This window comes from Streptomyces sp. NPDC002958 (assembly GCF_055563255.1).
The window spans coordinates 1-17051 of the sequence record NZ_JBVHDS010000002.1 but is presented as its reverse complement, the minus strand read 5'-3'; the positions used below and the strand labels follow the sequence as shown (position 1 = coordinate 17051).

Genomic DNA, 17051 nt, shown 5'->3' with positions numbered 1-17051 from the left:
TCCTGTGCGTGTCGGGAATGCCGGACTTTCGGAATCTCTTCTGGGGCCGGAAGCCACATCAGCCGCCCGCCCCGTGCCGGGGTAGGGAAGAGCGGGACCACGCGTTGCGACCGCCACCGGTACCCCGCGCCGCCCCGCCTCCGCACTTGCTCCTACCGCTCCCCGGACATGAGCCCCGACTGCACCAGCGGATTCCCGCGCCGCCGCGTGACGAAGACTCCGCGCCCCGGGGGCATCGGGCGCGGTCGTACGTTGCCGAAGACGTCCCCCTCGATGGGGTCGCCGGAGAGCATCAGGCCCTGTGCGCCCAGCTCCATGATGCGCTGCATGAACGGCTCGTACAGGGCCCGGCCGGCTCCCGCCGTGTTGCGGGCGATGATGAACCGGACGCCGACGTCACGTGAGAACGGCAGCATCTCCGTGAGCTTGCCCAGCGGGTTCCCGCTGGACGTGGAGACCAGGTCATAGTCGTCGACGATCACGTACACCGTGGGTCCGCTCCACCAGCTGCGTTCGCGCAGCTCCTGCGCCGTGACGTCGGGCGATGGGGTACGGCGCTTCATCAGGTCGTACAGCGCGTCCATGTGGTGCTCCATGTTGTTGGACATGGGCACGTACTCCGCCAGGTGCGTCGCAGGGGTGACGTCCAGGAGCGCTCGCCGGTTGTCGATGACGAAGAACTTGGCTGTGTTCCCGTCGTACCTCTCGGCCAACTGCTTGATGAGCAGACGCAGCAGATTGGACTTGCCGGACTCGCTCTCGCCGAACACCAGGAAGAACGGGTCGCGCTCGAAGTCGAGGAAGACCGGTTCCAGGTTGTTCTCGTCGATACCGAACGCGATGCCCCGCTCCGGATGCGCGTAGCCCGCGGGCATTTCGTGCACCGGGAGTTCGCGGGGGAGCAGGCGGACCGCCGGGGCGGGTGCCGCGGTCCAGTGCCGGGCGACCTCCTGGTTCATGGCCGCCGTCGCTTCGGAGAGGTCGCTGTCGGAGTTGATGCTGTCGATCCGCGGTACCGCGGCCATGAAGTGCAGCTTCTCCGGTGTGAGGCCACGACCGGGCACGCCGGCCGGCACGTTGACCGCGGCCTTGCGGTCCAGTTCGGAGTCCATGACGTCACCGAGCCGCAGTTCGAGCCGGTTCATCAGGTGGTCCTTGAGGTTGGCCCGGACCTCCATGGAGCGCGACGCCGTGACGATCAGGTGGATGCCGTATCCGAGGCCGCGTGCGGCGATGTCCACGGCCGCCGCTTCCAGGCCCTCGTAGTCCGTACGGAAATTGCCCCAGCCGTCGATGATCAGGAAGACGTCGCCCCAGGGCTGATCCGTCACCGAGATGTCGCCACGCGCCCGCAGCCTGCGGAAGGTGGCGATGGAGTCGATGCCCGCGCTGCGGAAGTACTCCTCGCGCCGCGCCATGATCCCGTACACCTCGGAGACCGTACGCCGCACCCGCTCCGGATCGAGCCGGGAGGCGATCCCGCCGACGTGCGGCAGACCGGAGATCGAGGCCATGCCGCCGCCACCGAAGTCGAGCCCGTAGAACTGGACTTCCTGCGGCGTGTGGGTGAGTGCGAAGCCCGCGATGAGGGTGCGCAGCAGCGTGGACTTGCCCGACTGCGGACCACCGGTGATCTGCATGTGGCCCGCCGCACCGGAGAAGTCCCGGTAGAGCGTGTCGCGCCGCTGCTCGTAAGGTTTGTCGACCACGCCGAGCGGCACGACGAGGCGGCCCGATCCCTCGAACCCGGGCTGGGTCAGCCCACGGCCCTCGACCGCGGAGAGCCCGGGCAGGATCTCGTCCAGCGACGGCGGGTTGTCCAGCGGAGGCAGCCACACCTGGTGTGCGGAGGCCCCCCGGCCCTCCAGTCGACGCACGATCACATCGAGCACCGTGTCCGCCAGGGCGTCGTCCTCCGGTGTGCGCGCGTCGGGTACCGGGGCCCCGGTCTGAGGGCTCGGCTGTACGTACTGCACCGGCACCGGAGCCGCCGTGAACAACACCGGCCTGCGGTCCACCGGCAGAGGGCCGGAGGATGCGGCCGGCCGGCCGCCCGAGCGGTACACCCCGGAGACGTACGCGGCCTTGAACCGCACCATCTCGTCCGTGCCGTACTTCAGATAGCCGGAACCGGGAACATTGGGCAGGTGATAGGCATCGGGCACGCCCAGCGCCGCCCTGGACTCGCCCGCGGAGAACGTACGCAGGCCGATCCGGTACGACAGATAGGTCTCCAGACCGCGCAGCCGCCCTTCTTCGAGGCGCTGCGAGGCCAGCAGCAGATGGACGCCCAGCGAACGGCCGATACGCCCGATCTGCACGAACATCTCGATGAAGTCGGGCTTGGCGGTCAGTAGTTCGCTGAACTCGTCGATGACCAGGACGAGGGAGGGGATCGGCTGCAGCGGGGCGCCCGCGGCGCGTGCCTTCTCGTAGTCGTGGATGTTGGCGTAGTTGCCCGCGTCGCGCAGCATCTCCTGGCGGCGGTTGAGCTCACCGCTGATGGAGTCCCCCATGCGGTCCACCAGCGTCAGGTCGTCCGCGAGGTTGGTGATCACCGCTGCGACGTGGGGCATCTGTGCCATACCGGCGAAGGTGGCACCGCCCTTGAAGTCCGCGAGGACGAAGTTGAGCGTCTCCGAGGTGTGGGTGACGGCAAGGCCGAGTACGAGCGTACGCAGCAGTTCGGACTTGCCGGAACCGGTGGCGCCGACGCACAGGCCGTGCGGCCCCATGCCCTCCTGCGCCGCTTCCTTGAGGTCCAGCATCACGGGGCTGCCGTCCTCGCCGACGCCGATCGGGACGCGCAGCCGCTCCGCCTGGGAGCGGGCCCGCCAGGTCTTGGTGACGTCGATGGAGGCCGCGTCACCGAGGTTCAGCAGATCGGTGAATTCGAGATTGGCGAGCAGCGGCTCGTCGTCGTCCCCGCCCGAGGCCGCGTGGAGCGGCGCCAGTTGCCGGGCCAGTGCTTCGGCGGCCTCATGACTGAGCAGGTCGGGAAGGCCGTCGTAGACCAGCCCGTGCTCGGACTCCAGCTGCAGCGAATGGGGGTGCACCACGATGGACAGGCCGCCGCGTGCCCCGTTGACCTCGCCCGGTACGACCTCGACGACCGTCACGCCCTGGAGGCCCTCGGTCGCAGCGAGAGTCGACACCGGCGATACGGACTGGCCGTCGAGCACGACGACGACATGAGGCTGGTCCATGAGCGGCTGGCCATCGGGCTGGAAGCGCGGCCGGCCGTCGAGCCGGCCCGCGAGCATCTCCTCCAATTCCGCGATGCTGGTGGTGATCAGGCGGCGGCTGCCGGCACCGTCGACGGAGTCCGGAGCCTGGACGTGCGGAAGCCACTTCGTCCATTCCCAGCGCGGGGCGGCGTCCCGGCCCGTCGCGACGGCGATGATCAGATCCTCGGGGGAGTGCAGCGAGGCGAGCGCACCGACCATCGCACGGGCCGTGGAACGAACAGACTCCGCTTCGCCGCTGATTGTCAGGTGGTAGAAGGCGCGCAGCGAGACCGCCATGGGCAGGCCGTCCTGCGTGCTGTGGGTCGTCAGGAACTGCTGCATCGCCCCCGCGGTCAGCGGCTCCAGCTCATCGACCGGCGCGGTCTCGGGCGCTATGAGCGGCGTGGCGAGTTCCTGACTGCCCAGGCCGATGCGTACCTGCGCGAAGTCGGCGTCACCGACGCGGCGCTCCCACACCCGGCTGCCCTCGGCGACAAGCGCCCACAACTGCTCCGGGGACGGGTGGAGATAGAACTGTGCGTCGCGCTGTTTGCGCGCTGTCTTCAGTACGGCGCGTCTTGTCTGCGTCAGATACTTCAGATAGTCACGCCGCATGTCCGCGAGCTGCCCCTGGGTGCCCCGTCGGAAGCGGACGATCATCGCAATGGCCATGGCGACCGTTGACGCGATCATGATTACGCCCATGATCCGCATGATCGGGTTCGGGGTCATGAAGAAGAAGACGACGGAACCACCCATGCCGAGCATCGGCAGCAACTGCATCATCACCCCCTCCTGCTGACCGCGAGGCAGCTCGGGCGGAGGTTGCAACTGCACCTGCTCGTCCGGTACTTCGGAGGGCAGGGCCCGCGGTGGGCGCTTGACGACAATCTGGCTCACAGCTCACCAATTCCCTTGCCGGACAGAACTGTTCGTATCGGCGCCCCCGTGGCGACGGGCTCCATCCGCGGGAGGATCCTACTGGCGTATGGGATGACCCCGGAGCGGTAGGGTGTCGCGACGCGTGTAAGCATCCGCTAACTACCGCAAGGAAACGGTCATTCGGGGCGCGAGCGAGGTGCGCGATCCTGGGGCTCGTTTCACGAGAACGATGAGGGGGAGCAGCAGGTGAGTATGACGGCCCAAGTGGCAGCCACCGGATCCGGTCGGCCGGGTCCCGGAGTTCCGGCCGGCAACGGAACCGGTTTCTGCCGGGTCACGGTCGTCGCGCCCGACAGCCGCGTCGACGTGGCGCTGCCCGAGGACATTCCTGTCGCCGACCTGTACCCGGAGATCCTCCGACTGTCGGGACAGAGCCCCGCCCAGGGCGCTCCGGTCGGCTATCACCTGGTACGCCGCGACGGCACCGTCCTCGACAGCGGGCGCACCCTGGCCGGTCAACGCATCCTCGACGGCGAACTGCTGTCCCTGCGTCCCTTCTCCGAGTCGCTGCCCCCCGCGGTCTTCGACGACGTCTCCGACGCCGTCGCCACCGCCGTCGCCCGGGACCGCACCCTCTGGAGCGACAGCCTCATGCGCGGAGCCGGGCTCTTCGGTGGGTCACTCCTGCTGGTCCTGCTCGGTTTCGTGCTGTGGACCTCCGGCCCCGGGCACGACATGCACGGCCTGCCGGGCATCCTTGCTGCCGTCATTGCCGTACTCGCTCTCGCGCTCGCCTGTGTACGCGCGCGTGTGTACGACGACCGGGGATCGTCCACAGCTCTGGGGATCGGCGCGCTTGCCAACGCCGCGGTCTCCGGTGCCGGGCTGCTGCCGCTCGGCGAGGGCCAGGGCATCGGCAGGCTCCAGTTCCTGCTCGCCTGCGCCGCCGTGCTGGTGGCGGCGGTAATCCTCATGATCGCCGCCCCCGGCGGGGACGGTCTCTTCGTCGCGTTCGTGTTCGCCGCCGCCATCGGCCTGGTGATGACCTTCATCGCGATCCTGACCGGTATGGAGCCTGCCGAGACTGCGGCGGTGTGCGCCCCGCTCTCCGTGGGTGTCCTTGCCTTCCTGCCCGGCCTCTCCACCCGCTTCGCCCGCCTCCCCATCGGCTTCGAGCCGCCCCGTACCACCGTCGGTGACTACGGGACGTCCGAACCGGCGCCGCAGGGCCCCGTCGACGCCGACCGCATCGCCGCCCAGGCGCGACGCGGCCACGAACTGCTCGTCGGCCTGGTCGGCGGATGTGCGCTGGTGGCCGTGGGCGCCGCAGCCGTCCTGGGGTTCTCGGACAACATCTGGGGCCAGTTGTTGGTGCTCGCCACCGGAGTAGCCATGCTCATGCGCGCTCACCTGTTCCGCTACACGGCCCAGGTCGGCTGCGCCCTGGCGGCGGGTCTCGGCTCACTCGTGCTCCTGGGCCTCGGCCTGTCCCTCAATCCGCCGGCCGAAATTCTGCGCGATGCTGTCGCGGGGGACAGCGCCGCGCTCGACATCCGTACGATTTGGCTCACCGCAGCCATCGCGGTCGGCGCCGCCCTGATCACTGCCATAGGGCTGATCGTGCCGCGCAAGGGAGTCACCCCGTTCTGGGGGCGCTTCCTGGAGATCGCCGAAGCGTGCGTGCTCCTGACGCTGGTGCCCCTGTGCCTCGCCGTCTTCGATCTTTACCACTCGATCCGCGCCCTCACCAGCTGACCCTGCGGGCGCGTCCGGCCAAGCCCGGCTCAGCCGGGCAAAAACGCCCGTGCGGTGGCCCGGGAGCGGTCCCGGCCGCTCCCGGGCCACCGCACCCCCGGGACGAACCGGCTGCGCCGGACTGGTACGCTGTGTGACGGCCGTTTGTGTACGCGCTCCCGGATCATCCTGGGATCTGCGCTCATCGGACCTTCGCCCCCGAGTAACGGAAGACCCCCTGCGAACAAGACCAGGGGCGCTCGTGGACGCATCGAACACCAAAGAGGAGTACCGCGTGTCGCTCGACGCCGCTACGAAGAAGCAGATCATGTCCGAGTTCGCCACCAAGGAGGGTGACACCGGTTCCCCCGAGGTCCAGGTGGCCATGCTCTCCCGTCGCATCTCGGACCTGACGGAGCACCTCAAGACCCACAAGCACGACCACCACTCCCGTCGTGGTCTGCTGATCCTGGTCGGCCAGCGTCGCCGCCTTCTGCAGTACCTGGCCAAGAAGGACATCCAGCGTTTCCGCGCCCTGGTCGACCGCCTCGGCATCCGCCGCGGTGCGGCCGGCGGCGCCAAGTAATTCGCCGTGAAGGGAGCGGTTCCCACCACTGAGGGGGCCGCTCCCTTTGTTGTACGTGCGGTTGTGCGTACGTATGCGGGTATCGGGATGTGACGAGTCCGCCCGCACGACCGGAATGCCAAGCTGAGCCCAATCTCAGTAACCTGGTCGTGGAACGTCCCACAGACGAGCGAGAAGAAGACTCCCCGCCGCCGGTCCTCGGTAGTGGCCCCCGGCACAGCAACCCGGGTGCTTCGATCGAAGACCGGCCCGCCGATGGAGGGCTTCTCCGCACCGCCCCCCGCCACACGGGCGTGGGGGCGAGAAGACGATATGTATCGGAGAAAACGCTAGTGGAGAACGAGACCCACTACGCCGAGGCCGTTATCGACAACGGAACCTTCGGCACCCGCACCATCCGCTTCGAGACGGGCCGCCTGGCCAAGCAGGCCGCCGGCTCCGCCGTTGCGTACCTGGACGACGACACCATGGTGCTGTCGGCCACCACCGCTTCCAAGAAGCCCAAGGACCAGCTCGACTTCTTCCCCCTCACGGTGGACGTCGAGGAGCGGCAGTACGCCGCGGGCAAGATCCCCGGTTCCTTCTTCCGTCGTGAGGGCCGGCCCTCCGAGGACGCGATCCTCACCTGCCGCCTGATCGACCGCCCGCTGCGCCCCTCCTTCAAGAAGGGCCTGCGCAACGAGATCCAGATCGTCGAGACGATCATGGCGCTCAACCCCGACCACCTGTACGACGTGGTCGCGATCAACGCCGCCTCCTGCTCCACGCAGCTGGCCGGCCTGCCCTTCTCCGGCCCGGTCGGCGGCACCCGTGTCGCCCTGATCAAGGGCCAGTGGGTCGCCTTCCCGACACACACCGAGCTCGAGGACGCCGTCTTCGACATGGTCGTCGCCGGTCGCGTCCTGGAGGACGGCGACGTCGCGATCATGATGGTCGAGGCCGAGGCCACCGAGAAGACCATCCAGCTCGTCAAGGACGGCGCCGAGGCCCCGACCGAAGAGGTCGTCGCCGCCGGTCTCGAGGCCGCGAAGCCCTTCATCAAGGTCCTCTGCAAGGCCCAGTCGGACCTCGCCGCCAAGGCTGCCAAGCCCACCGGCGACTTCCCGGTCTTCCTGGACTACCAGGACGACGTCTTCGAGGCGCTCGCCGCCGCCGTGACGTCCGAGCTGGCCCAGGCGCTCACCATCGCCGGCAAGCAGGACCGCGAGGCCGAGCTGGACCGCGTCAAGGAGATCGCCGCCGAGAAGCTGCTCCCGGCCTTCGAGGGCCGCGAGAAGGAGATCTCCGCCGCGTACCGTTCGCTGACCAAGAAGCTGGTCCGCGAGCGCGTCATCAAGGACAAGGTCCGCATCGACGGCCGTGGCGTCACGGACATCCGTACGCTCGCCGCCGAGGTCGAGGCCATCCCGCGCGTGCACGGCTCGGCGCTGTTCGAGCGTGGCGAGACCCAGATCCTGGGTGTCACCACCCTCAACATGCTCCGCATGGAGCAGCAGCTGGACACCCTCTCCCCGGTGACCCGCAAGCGCTACATGCACAACTACAACTTCCCGCCGTACTCCGTCGGTGAGACCGGCCGCGTGGGCTCGCCCAAGCGCCGCGAGATCGGCCACGGAGCGCTCGCCGAGCGCGCCATCGTGCCGGTGCTGCCGACGCGCGAGGAGTTCCCCTACGCGATCCGCCAGGTCTCCGAGGCCCTGGGCTCCAACGGCTCGACGTCCATGGGCTCGGTCTGCGCCTCCACCATGTCGCTGCTGAACGCCGGTGTGCCGCTCAAGGCCGCCGTCGCCGGTATCGCCATGGGCCTGATCTCCCAGGAGATCGACGGCAAGACCCACTACGTCGCCCTCACCGACATCCTCGGTGCGGAGGACGCCTTCGGCGACATGGACTTCAAGGTCGCCGGTACGAAGCAGTTCGTCACCGCGCTCCAGCTCGACACCAAGCTCGACGGCATCCCCGCCTCGGTCCTGGCCGCCGCGCTGAAGCAGGCCCGCGACGCCCGCCTCCACATCCTCGATGTGATGAACGAGGCCATCGACGTCCCGGACGAGATGTCCCCGAACGCCCCGCGGATCATCACCGTCAAGATCCCGGTGGACAAGATCGGTGAGGTCATCGGCCCCAAGGGCAAGATGATCAACCAGATCCAGGAGGACACCGGCGCCGACATCACGATCGAGGACGACGGCACCATCTACATCGGTGCCGCCGACGGACCGGCCGCCGAGGCCGCCCGCGCCACGATCAACTCGATCGCCAACCCGACCATGCCGGAGGTCGGCGAGCGCTACCTGGGTACGGTCGTCAAGACCACCACCTTCGGTGCGTTCGTGTCCCTCATGCCGGGCAAGGACGGCCTGCTGCACATCTCGCAGATCCGCAAGCTCGCCGGTGGCAAGCGCGTGGAGAACGTCGAGGACGTGGTCGGCGTCGGAGCCAAGGTCCAGGTCGAGATCGCCGAGATCGACTCCCGCGGCAAGCTCTCCCTGATCCCGGTCATCGAGGGTGCTGAGTCCGATGGCGACGCCGCCACGGGGGCCGAGAAGAAGGACGACGCCGACAAGTGACGTCCCGTAGTTCCGTGACGACGGCCCGCGCCTCCTCGGAGGCGCGGGCCGTCGCCCGTACCCAAACGCTTCTCAAGGGCACCAACGGCATCGGTACGGTCCGCCGCACCGTCCTTCCCGGCGGTCTCCGGGTCGTCACCGAGACCCTGCCCTCCGTCCGCTCCGCCACCTTCGGGATCTGGGCCAACGTCGGATCACGCGACGAGACGCCCACCCTGAACGGCGCGACGCACTACCTCGAACACCTCCTCTTCAAGGGCACGGCCAAGCGCAGTGCCCTCGACATCTCCGCCGCCATCGACGCGGTCGGCGGCGAGATGAACGCCTTCACGGCGAAGGAGTACACCTGCTACTACGCACGGGTCCTCGACACCGACCTGCCGCTGGCCATCGACGTCGTCTGCGACATGCTGACCGGCTCGCTGATCACCGCCGAGGACGTCGATGCCGAGCGCGGCGTCATCCTCGAAGAGATCGCCATGACCGAGGACGACCCGGGCGACTGCGTGCACGACCTGTTCGCGCACACGCTGCTCGGCGACACCCCCCTCGGCCGCCCGGTCCTCGGCACCGTCGACACCATCAACGCACTCGACCGCGGCCGGATCGCCCGCTTCTACAAGAAGCACTACGACCCCACGCACCTGGTCGTGGCAGCCGCGGGCAACATCGACCACGCCACGGTCGTACGCCAGGTCCGCAAGGCCTTCGACCGTGCGGGCGCCCTGTCCCGCACCGACGCCGTCCCGGTCGCCCCGCGCGCCGGCTCCCGCACCCTGCGCACTGCGGGCCGCGTCGAGCTGTTGAACCGCAGGACCGAGCAGGCCCATGTCGTCCTCGGCATGCCCGGCCTGGCCCGCACCGACGAGCGCCGCTGGGCCCTCGGCGTACTCAACGCCGCTCTCGGCGGTGGCATGAGCTCACGCCTCTTCCAGGAGGTACGGGAGAAGCGCGGCCTCGCCTACAGCGTCTACTCGTACACCTCGGGCTTCGCCGACTGCGGGCTCTTCGGCGTGTACGCGGGCTGCCGGCCCAGCCAGGTCCACGACGTCCTCAAGATCTGCCGGGACGAGCTCGACCGGGTAGCGTCCGAAGGACTGAGCGATGAGGAGATCGGCCGCGCCATAGGGCAGCTCTCCGGCTCCACGGTCCTCGGCCTGGAGGACACCGGCGCGCTGATGAACCGTATCGGCAAGAGCGAGCTGTGCTGGGGCGACCAGATGTCGGTCGACGACATGCTGGCCCGGATAGCGCAGGTCACCCCCGATGACGTCCGCGCGGTGGCGGGCGAGGTCCTCGGACACCGCCCCTCGCTCTCCGTCATCGGCCCGCTCAAGGACAAGCAGGCCGACCGCCTCGACGAAGCGGTCTCCTAACTCCACCCGTAAGGAAGCAGAGCAATGAGCAAGCTGCGCGTGGCCGTTCTCGGCGCGAAGGGCCGTATCGGATCCGAGGCGGTACGAGCCGTCGAGGCCGCCGAGGACATGGAGCTGGTGGCGGCCCTGAGCCGCGGCGACAAGCTGGAGACCCTCGCGGAATCCGGCGCCCAGGTCGTCGTCGAGCTCACCACTCCCGCGTCGGTGATGGGCAACCTCGACTTCTGCATCCGGCACGGCATCCACGCCGTCGTCGGTACGACGGGCTGGTCCGACGAACGGCTCGCGCAGCTGAACACCTGGCTCTCCGCCTTCCCGGAGACCGGTGTGCTCATCGCACCGAACTTCTCCATCGGCGCCGTCCTCACGATGAAGTTCGCGGAGCAGGCAGCCCGCTACTTCGAGTCCGTCGAGGTCGTCGAACTGCACCACCCCAACAAGGTCGACGCCCCCTCGGGCACGGCCCTGCGCACCGCCCAGCTGATCGCCGAGGCCCGGCGGAAGGCCGACTGCGTCCCTCAGCCGGACGCCACCACCACGGCCCTGGACGGTGCCCGAGGCGCGGACGTCGACGGAGTCCCGGTCCACGCGATCCGGCTCCGCGGTCTCCTCGCCCACCAGGAAGTGCTGCTCGGCGGCGAGGGCGAGACCCTCACCATCCGCCACGACTCCCTGCACCACAGCAGCTTCATGCCAGGCATCCTGCTCGGCACACGCCGTGTGGTGACCACTCCCGGCCTCACGTTCGGCCTGGAACACTTCCTCGACCTGAACTGACTGAGCCCTGCCATGCGCGCAAAGATCACTTACTTCGTCACCGCTGCCGTCCTGGTCTTCTACTTCGCCCTGGTCGGCAGTCGTGGCGTCATGCTCATCCGGCACGGCACGCTGCTGACGGTCACCTTCGGGGTCGCGGTGCTGATCCTGCCGTTGATCGGCGTCTGGTTCCTCTGGAAGAACACCCAGTTCGTGGCACGGGCCAACGCGCTGGCCGCGGAACTCGATGCGGAGGGCGGCCTGCCGGTCGACGAACTGGTCCGTACCCCGTCCGGCCGCATCGACCGCGCTTCGGCCGACGCCGTGTTCGACCGCCGCCGCGAGGAGACCGAGGACTCCCCGGACGACTGGCGCTGCTGGTTCCGCCTGGCCGTCGCCTACCAGGACGCCAGGGACACCCCCCGCGCCCGAAAGGCCATGCAGCGCGCCATCGCCCTGCACACGAAGCCCATCCCAGCACGGGTCACACCGGCCGAATCAAGCCCGTCCGGCGATTGAGGACATCTTCTGAGCCCGTCCGGTGCTTGAGAACAAAACGGCCGCCGGACGGGCCCGCCAATCGATCCCCTCAGCCCCGCCGATACTCGTCCCCCCACGCCTCGACCGTGTCGGCGGCACGGTCGAACGCCTCACGCCGTGCGAGAAAATCCGCATTGCTGTCCGTGAGCAGGGGCGCCGTCGCCTCGCCCCCCTGGCGTACGACGACCAGCGCCTGCCCCTGCACCGTGCGCGGAAACCCGAGCCACTTCACCGGCTGCTGCACCGTACGGACGGCGGCGACCCGGTTCCACGGCACGGTCACCGTCGTGAAGAAGCCCACCCGGCGCACGCCGTGCCGGCTCACCCAGGCGCCGACGCGCAGCAGCCGCAGGGCACACATGATGACCACGAGGGCGAGCCCCAGGCATACGGCGGCACCCGGAGCCGCCCCGGCGAACGCGGTGATCATCCCCGCGAGCAGGATGAACGACGCGAGCAGCAGCAGCGAGGCCGCAGCTGCGACCCGCCAGGGCCCGGGGCGGTACGGACGCCGCCAGTTGTCGTGGTCGTCGAACGGCAGCGCGATGTCCTCAGCGCTCGCGTCAAACGCGCGGTCGGCCGTCAGAAAGGGCAGGGGCACGACTGATCCTCACTCACAAGCACGCTCGATTGCTGTGCCCGGTGAGGCTACCGAGGAGGTCACCGACCCGACCACCCCAGGGGGCCTGTACGAGTCAGCGGCCGTGGGCCGCCTCGCTCTGCTGGGTGTGCGACGAGCCCTGGACGGGGCTCAGGGCGGGCAGGCCGAGGATCAGAGACCCGACAAGACCCGCGACGACCGTCAGACCGATGAGGGAACGGCCGGCCAGCTCGGAGACACTGCTGCGCTCCCGCGGAGGCGGGGTGACGTTACTGCGGAATCGGTCGGCCTCGGCTACGAACGAGAACGGGACGGATTCACGCCGGCAGAACATGAGGAAACTCTCCTTGAACTCTGTAACGGATGCTGCTACTGATTCAGACGCACGGCAGACCCGTTCGGTGCCCCGAATCGCCGAATTCGTCGAAGAAATCCCCGGACGACCCTTCCGGCGCTCGTTGTCTGTGGCGGCCCGTAGAGTGGGCGCCGCCCGAGCGACGCAACTGGAAGGACCCCGCCGGTGACCGAGACCCCCGAGCCCGCAAAGCCCAGCTTCCGCAGCGACGTCACTGTTGACCTGGTGAAACACGCCGCAGGCGACTCCGATGTCCTGTTCGCGGCCCGTGTCTCCACGGCTGGTGAGCAGTCCCTGGAGGAGGTCACCAAGGACCCCGAGCGTTCCAAGGGGCTCATCAACTTCCTGATGCGCGACCGGCACGGCAGCCCGTTCGAGCACAACTCGATGACCTTCTTCATCAGCGCCCCGATCTTCGTGTTCCGCGAGTTCATGCGCCACCGCGTCGGCTGGTCGTACAACGAGGAATCGGGCCGCTACAGGGAGCTGGAGCCGGTCTTCTACGTTCCGGGGGAGTCCCGCAAGCTCGTCCAGCAGGGCCGCCCCGGCAAGTACGAGTTCGTCGAGGGCACCCAGGCCCAGCAGGAGCTCACCGGCCGCGTCATGGAGGACTCGTACCGCCAGGCGTACGCGGCGTACCAGGAGATGCTTGCCGCAGGAGTGGCCCGCGAGGTCGCCCGCGCGGTGCTCCCCGTCGGCCTGTACTCCTCGATGTACGCCACATGCAACGCCCGCTCACTGATGCACTTCCTCGGCCTGCGCACCCAGCACGAGCTGGCGAAGGTGCCGTCCTTCCCGCAGCGGGAGATCGAAATGGTCGGCCAGCAGATGGAGGAGCACTGGGCCCGGCTCATGCCGCTCACGCACGCAGCCTTCAACAAGAACGGACGCGTAGCCCCGTAAGCGGTGTCCGTATTGCGGCGTTTCGTGAAGTTCATCTAGGCTGATCAAACGGACCCGGCACTGCTTGAACCCCCGAGCAGGCAGTGCCGGGCTCCTATCGTGTGTCCCCCCGAGGGGGCATTGGGCGCTGAGCAACGAGTAGCGTGTTACCCATGGCTCCGATCTCCACTCCGCAGACCCCCTTCGGGCGGGTCCTCACCGCTATGGTCACGCCCTTCACGGCGGACGGCGCACTCGACCTCGACGGTGCCCAGCGGCTCGCCACCCATCTGGTGGACGCAGGCAATGACGGCCTGATCATCAACGGCACCACTGGCGAGTCCCCGACCACCAGCGACGCGGAGAAAGACCAGCTCGTAAAGGCTGTACTGGAAGCAGTGGGGGACAGAGCCCACGTCGTCGCCGGCATCGGCACGAACGACACCCGACACAGCATCGAGCTCGCCCGCACGGCCGAACGCTCCGGTGCCCACGGACTCCTCGCGGTGACGCCGTACTACAACAAGCCGCCGCAGGAAGGCCTCTTCCGCCACTTCACGGCCATCGCCGACGCCACCGGTCTGCCGGTGATGCTCTACGACATCCCCGGCCGCAGCGGTGTGCCGATCGACACGGAGACACTGGTACGGCTCGCCGAGCACCCGCGCATCGTCGCCAACAAGGACGCCAAGGGCGACCTCGGCCGCGCCGGCTGGGCCATCGCCCGGTCCGGCCTCGCCTGGTACTCCGGAGACGACATGCTGAACCTGCCGCTCCTCTCGGTCGGCGCCATCGGGTTCGTCTCCGTCGTCGGCCACGTCGTCACCCCCGACCTGCGCGCCCTCATCGAGGCGTACCTCGGCGGCGACGTCCAGAAGGCCACGGAGATCCACCAGAAGCTCCTGCCGGTCTTCACCGGCATGTTCCGTACCCAGGGCGTGATCACCACCAAGGCCGCACTGGCCCTCCAGGGCCTGCCTGCGGGTCCGCTACGCCTTCCCCTGGTGGAACTCACCGCACAGGAAACGGCGCAGCTCAAGATCGATCTCGCCGCCGGTGGGGTAGAGCTGTAATCACAGACTTCACAACTGAATAAGCGAAGAACACTCGCAAGAGCGACATCACTGACAACAGCAAGTGCACGAATGACATGCGCGCCACGTGCCCAAGCGGTACGTGGCGTGCGTGGTAAGGAGAGTCTTTTGAGTCATCCGCATCCCGAACTCGGCACCCCGCCGAAGCTCCCGAAGGGCGGCCTCCGGGTCACCCCGCTCGGCGGCCTCGGCGAAATCGGCCGCAACATGACGGTCTTCGAGTACGGCGGTCGCCTGCTCATCGTCGACTGCGGAGTTCTCTTCCCGGAGGAAGAGCAGCCCGGAATCGACCTGATCCTGCCGGACTTCACCACGATCCGGGACCGTCTCGACGACATCGAGGGCATCGTCCTCACGCACGGCCACGAGGACCACATCGGTGGCGTCCCGTATCTGCTGCGACTGAAGCCGGACATCCCCCTCATCGGCTCCAAGCTGACCCTCGCGCTGATCGAGGCCAAGCTCCAGGAGCACCGCATCCGTCCGTACACCCTCGAAGTCGCGGAGGGCCAGCGCGAGCGCATCGGCGTCTTCGACTGCGAGTTCATCGCGGTCAACCACTCCATCCCGGACGCTCTCGCGGTCGCCATCCGCACGCCTGCGGGCATGGCCGTCGCGACCGGCGACTTCAAGATGGACCAGCTCCCGCTGGACGGCCGGCTCACCGACCTGCACGCGTTCGCCCGACTGAGCGAGGAAGGCATCGACCTCCTCCTCTCCGACTCGACCAACGCGGAGGTCCCGGGCTTCGTGCCGCCCGAACGGGACATCTCCAACGTCCTGCGTACGGTCTTCGCCAACGCCCAGAAGCGCATCATCGTGGCGAGCTTCGCCAGCCACGTGCACCGCATCCAGCAGATTCTCGACGCGGCACACGAGTACGGCCGCCGGGTCGCCTTCGTCGGCCGCTCGATGGTCCGCAACATGGGCATCGCCCGTGACCTGGGCTATCTGAAGGTCCCCGCGGGCCTGGTGGTCGACGTCAAGACCCTCGACGACCTGCCGGACGACGAGGTCGTGCTGGTCTGTACGGGATCCCAGGGCGAGCCGATGGCCGCACTGTCCCGCATGGCCAACCGCGACCACCAGATCCGGATCGTCCAGGGCGACACGGTGATCCTGGCGTCGTCCCTGATCCCGGGCAACGAGAACGCGGTCTACCGCGTGATCAATGGCCTGACCCGCTGGGGCGCCAACGTCGTCCACAAGGGCAACGCCAAGGTCCACGTCTCGGGCCACGCCTCGGCCGGCGAGCTGCTGTACTTCTACAACATCTGCAAGCCGAAGAACCTGATGCCGGTCCACGGCGAATGGCGCCACCTCAGGGCCAATGCCGAACTGGGCGCCCTCACCGGCGTGCCCAAGGACCACATCGTCATCGCCGAGGACGGCGTCGTCGTCGACCTCGTCGACGGCAAGGCCAAGATCGTCGGCAAGGTCCAGGCGGGTTACGTGTACGTCGACGGCCTCTCGGTCGGCGATGTCACCGAAACCTCCCTCAAGGACCGCCGCATCCTCGGCGACGAGGGCATCATCTCGGTCTTCATCGTGGTCGACAGCACTTCCGGCAAGATCACGGGAGGCCCCTACATTCAGGCCCGGGGCTCCGGTATCGACGACGCGGCATTCACCGCAGTCGTACCGAAGATCGAGGACGCGCTCAACAAGTCCGCACAGGACGGCGTGGTGGAGCCCCACCAGCTCCAGCAGCTCGTCCGCCGCTCGGTGGGCAAGTGGGTCTCCGACACCTACCGTCGGCGACCGATGATCCTTCCCGTCGTAGTCGAGGTCTGACCCCCGACAGGCGCGAACTCCGGAGCGGGGCCCCCGATTTGCATCGGGGCGCTCCGCTCCAGTACGTTTACGGCTCCGCCTGACCGGGAAGCACGGCGCACAGTTGTGTGCGGTGGGCTCCCGAACGGGGCGGAAATTCCGACTCAGAACTTCTGATAAAGTCGGATCCGCCGAAAGGCAAGACCACTCCAAAGGTCACCGGAATTCAAATTCGAACCGGAAACGGTACGGAAAAGAGTCTGGTAAGGTTGGAATCGCCGGAAAGGGAAACGCGAAAGCGAAGAACTGGAAAGCAGCCCCGCTTCGACCGGGAATCGGACACGAAAGAGTCTGATAGAGTCGGAAACGCAAGACCGAAGGGAAAAGCCCGGAGGAAAGCCCGAGAGGGTGAGTACAAAGGAAGCGTCCGTTCCTTGAGAACTCAACAGCGTGCCAAAAGTCAACGCCAGATATGTTGATACCCCGGCCTGCTTCGGCAGGTTGGTGGTTCCTTTGAAAGTCCTGCCGGGCCTCACGGTTCCGGTGGGCAATTTACACAGCGAGGACGCTGTGAACGACTGGTCCTATTCCGACCGGTTGTTCCGCTCTCGTGTTGTGTTGTCCCGATTACGGGAAAACATTCACGGAGAGTTTGATCCTGGCTCAGGACGAACG

At 67.9% G+C, this 17051-nt stretch carries 13 protein-coding genes; 10 read left to right on the top strand and 3 right to left on the bottom strand.

What is annotated here, in order from left to right:
* Window positions 1-152 precede the first annotated feature (152 nt).
* Window positions 153-4127 carry a type VII secretion protein EccCa gene (eccCa, locus tag ACZ3IC_RS03560; protein WP_467412174.1) on the bottom strand — a complete coding sequence of 1325 codons (3975 nt, stop codon included), beginning with the start codon at window positions 4125-4127 and terminating at the stop codon, window positions 153-155.
* Between the two features lie 234 nt (window positions 4128-4361).
* Here eccCa and eccD point away from each other — a divergent pair, with 234 nt between their 5' ends.
* The 6 genes from eccD to ACZ3IC_RS03530 all read left to right on the top strand — a co-directional run bounded on the left by eccD (window position 4362) and on the right by ACZ3IC_RS03530 (window position 11650).
* Window positions 4362-5864, top strand: a complete 1503-nt coding sequence (gene eccD / locus ACZ3IC_RS03555; RefSeq protein ID WP_467413100.1) for a type VII secretion integral membrane protein EccD — start codon at window positions 4362-4364, stop codon at window positions 5862-5864.
* A 274-nt stretch (window positions 5865-6138) separates the two neighbouring features.
* Window positions 6139-6429, top strand: coding sequence for a 30S ribosomal protein S15 (gene rpsO, locus ACZ3IC_RS03550; RefSeq protein WP_030933198.1), 291 nt, complete (start codon window positions 6139-6141; stop codon window positions 6427-6429).
* Window positions 6430-6761: 332 nt separating this feature from the next.
* Complete coding sequence (locus tag ACZ3IC_RS03545) at window positions 6762-8999, top strand: polyribonucleotide nucleotidyltransferase (RefSeq protein ID WP_467412172.1); 2238 nt, start codon at window positions 6762-6764, stop codon at window positions 8997-8999.
* Window positions 8996-10375: a M16 family metallopeptidase gene (locus ACZ3IC_RS03540; protein WP_467412170.1), complete on the top strand. Its 1380-nt coding sequence runs from the start codon at window positions 8996-8998 to the stop codon at window positions 10373-10375. The genes ACZ3IC_RS03545 and ACZ3IC_RS03540 overlap by 4 nt, the downstream gene beginning before the upstream one ends.
* Window positions 10376-10399: 24 nt before the next feature.
* Complete coding sequence (dapB, locus tag ACZ3IC_RS03535) at window positions 10400-11152, top strand: 4-hydroxy-tetrahydrodipicolinate reductase (protein WP_467412169.1); 753 nt, start codon at window positions 10400-10402, stop codon at window positions 11150-11152.
* Between the two features lie 12 nt (window positions 11153-11164).
* Window positions 11165-11650 (top strand): hypothetical protein, encoded by a 486-nt coding sequence (locus tag ACZ3IC_RS03530; protein ID WP_467412167.1) that lies wholly within the window; start codon window positions 11165-11167, stop codon window positions 11648-11650.
* Between the two features lie 70 nt (window positions 11651-11720).
* On the opposite strand, the gene ACZ3IC_RS03525 is transcribed toward ACZ3IC_RS03530, so the two are convergent.
* Both ACZ3IC_RS03525 and ACZ3IC_RS03520 read right to left on the bottom strand, forming a co-directional pair.
* Window positions 11721-12272 carry a hypothetical protein gene (locus ACZ3IC_RS03525; RefSeq protein WP_467412165.1) on the bottom strand — a complete coding sequence of 184 codons (552 nt, stop codon included), beginning with the start codon at window positions 12270-12272 and terminating at the stop codon, window positions 11721-11723.
* A gap of 94 nt (window positions 12273-12366) precedes the next feature.
* Complete coding sequence (locus ACZ3IC_RS03520; protein WP_467412163.1) at window positions 12367-12606, bottom strand: hypothetical protein; 240 nt, start codon at window positions 12604-12606, stop codon at window positions 12367-12369.
* 186 nt (window positions 12607-12792) lie between these two features.
* Between ACZ3IC_RS03520 and thyX the strand changes: the two genes are divergently transcribed.
* The 4 genes from thyX to ACZ3IC_RS03500 form a co-directional block, all read left to right on the top strand.
* Window positions 12793-13530 carry an FAD-dependent thymidylate synthase gene (gene thyX, locus ACZ3IC_RS03515; protein ID WP_467412162.1) on the top strand — a complete coding sequence of 246 codons (738 nt, stop codon included), beginning with the start codon at window positions 12793-12795 and terminating at the stop codon, window positions 13528-13530.
* Between the two features lie 152 nt (window positions 13531-13682).
* Window positions 13683-14582, top strand: a complete 900-nt coding sequence (gene dapA, locus ACZ3IC_RS03510; RefSeq protein WP_467412160.1) for a 4-hydroxy-tetrahydrodipicolinate synthase — start codon at window positions 13683-13685, stop codon at window positions 14580-14582.
* A 129-nt stretch (window positions 14583-14711) separates the two neighbouring features.
* Window positions 14712-16397: a ribonuclease J gene (locus tag ACZ3IC_RS03505; RefSeq protein ID WP_467412159.1), complete on the top strand. Its 1686-nt coding sequence runs from the start codon at window positions 14712-14714 to the stop codon at window positions 16395-16397.
* A 429-nt stretch (window positions 16398-16826) separates the two neighbouring features.
* On the top strand, window positions 16827-17051 hold a 225-nt coding region (locus ACZ3IC_RS03500; protein ID WP_467412156.1), incomplete at its 3' end, for a hypothetical protein.

What these genes read in the sequence shown, in the direction of transcription:
- eccD (WP_467413100.1), top strand. Translation starts at nt 4,362, where the DNA reads ATGACGGCCCAAGTGGCAGCCACCGGATCCGGTCGGCCGGGTCCCGGA.
- dapB (WP_467412169.1), top strand. Translation starts at nt 10,400, where the DNA reads ATGAGCAAGCTGCGCGTGGCCGTTCTCGGCGCGAAGGGCCGTATCGGA.
- ACZ3IC_RS03530 (WP_467412167.1), top strand. Translation starts at nt 11,165, where the DNA reads ATGCGCGCAAAGATCACTTACTTCGTCACCGCTGCCGTCCTGGTCTTC.
- ACZ3IC_RS03520 (WP_467412163.1), bottom strand. Translation starts at nt 12,606, where the DNA reads ATGTTCTGCCGGCGTGAATCCGTCCCGTTCTCGTTCGTAGCCGAGGCC.
- dapA (WP_467412160.1), top strand. Translation starts at nt 13,683, where the DNA reads ATGGCTCCGATCTCCACTCCGCAGACCCCCTTCGGGCGGGTCCTCACC.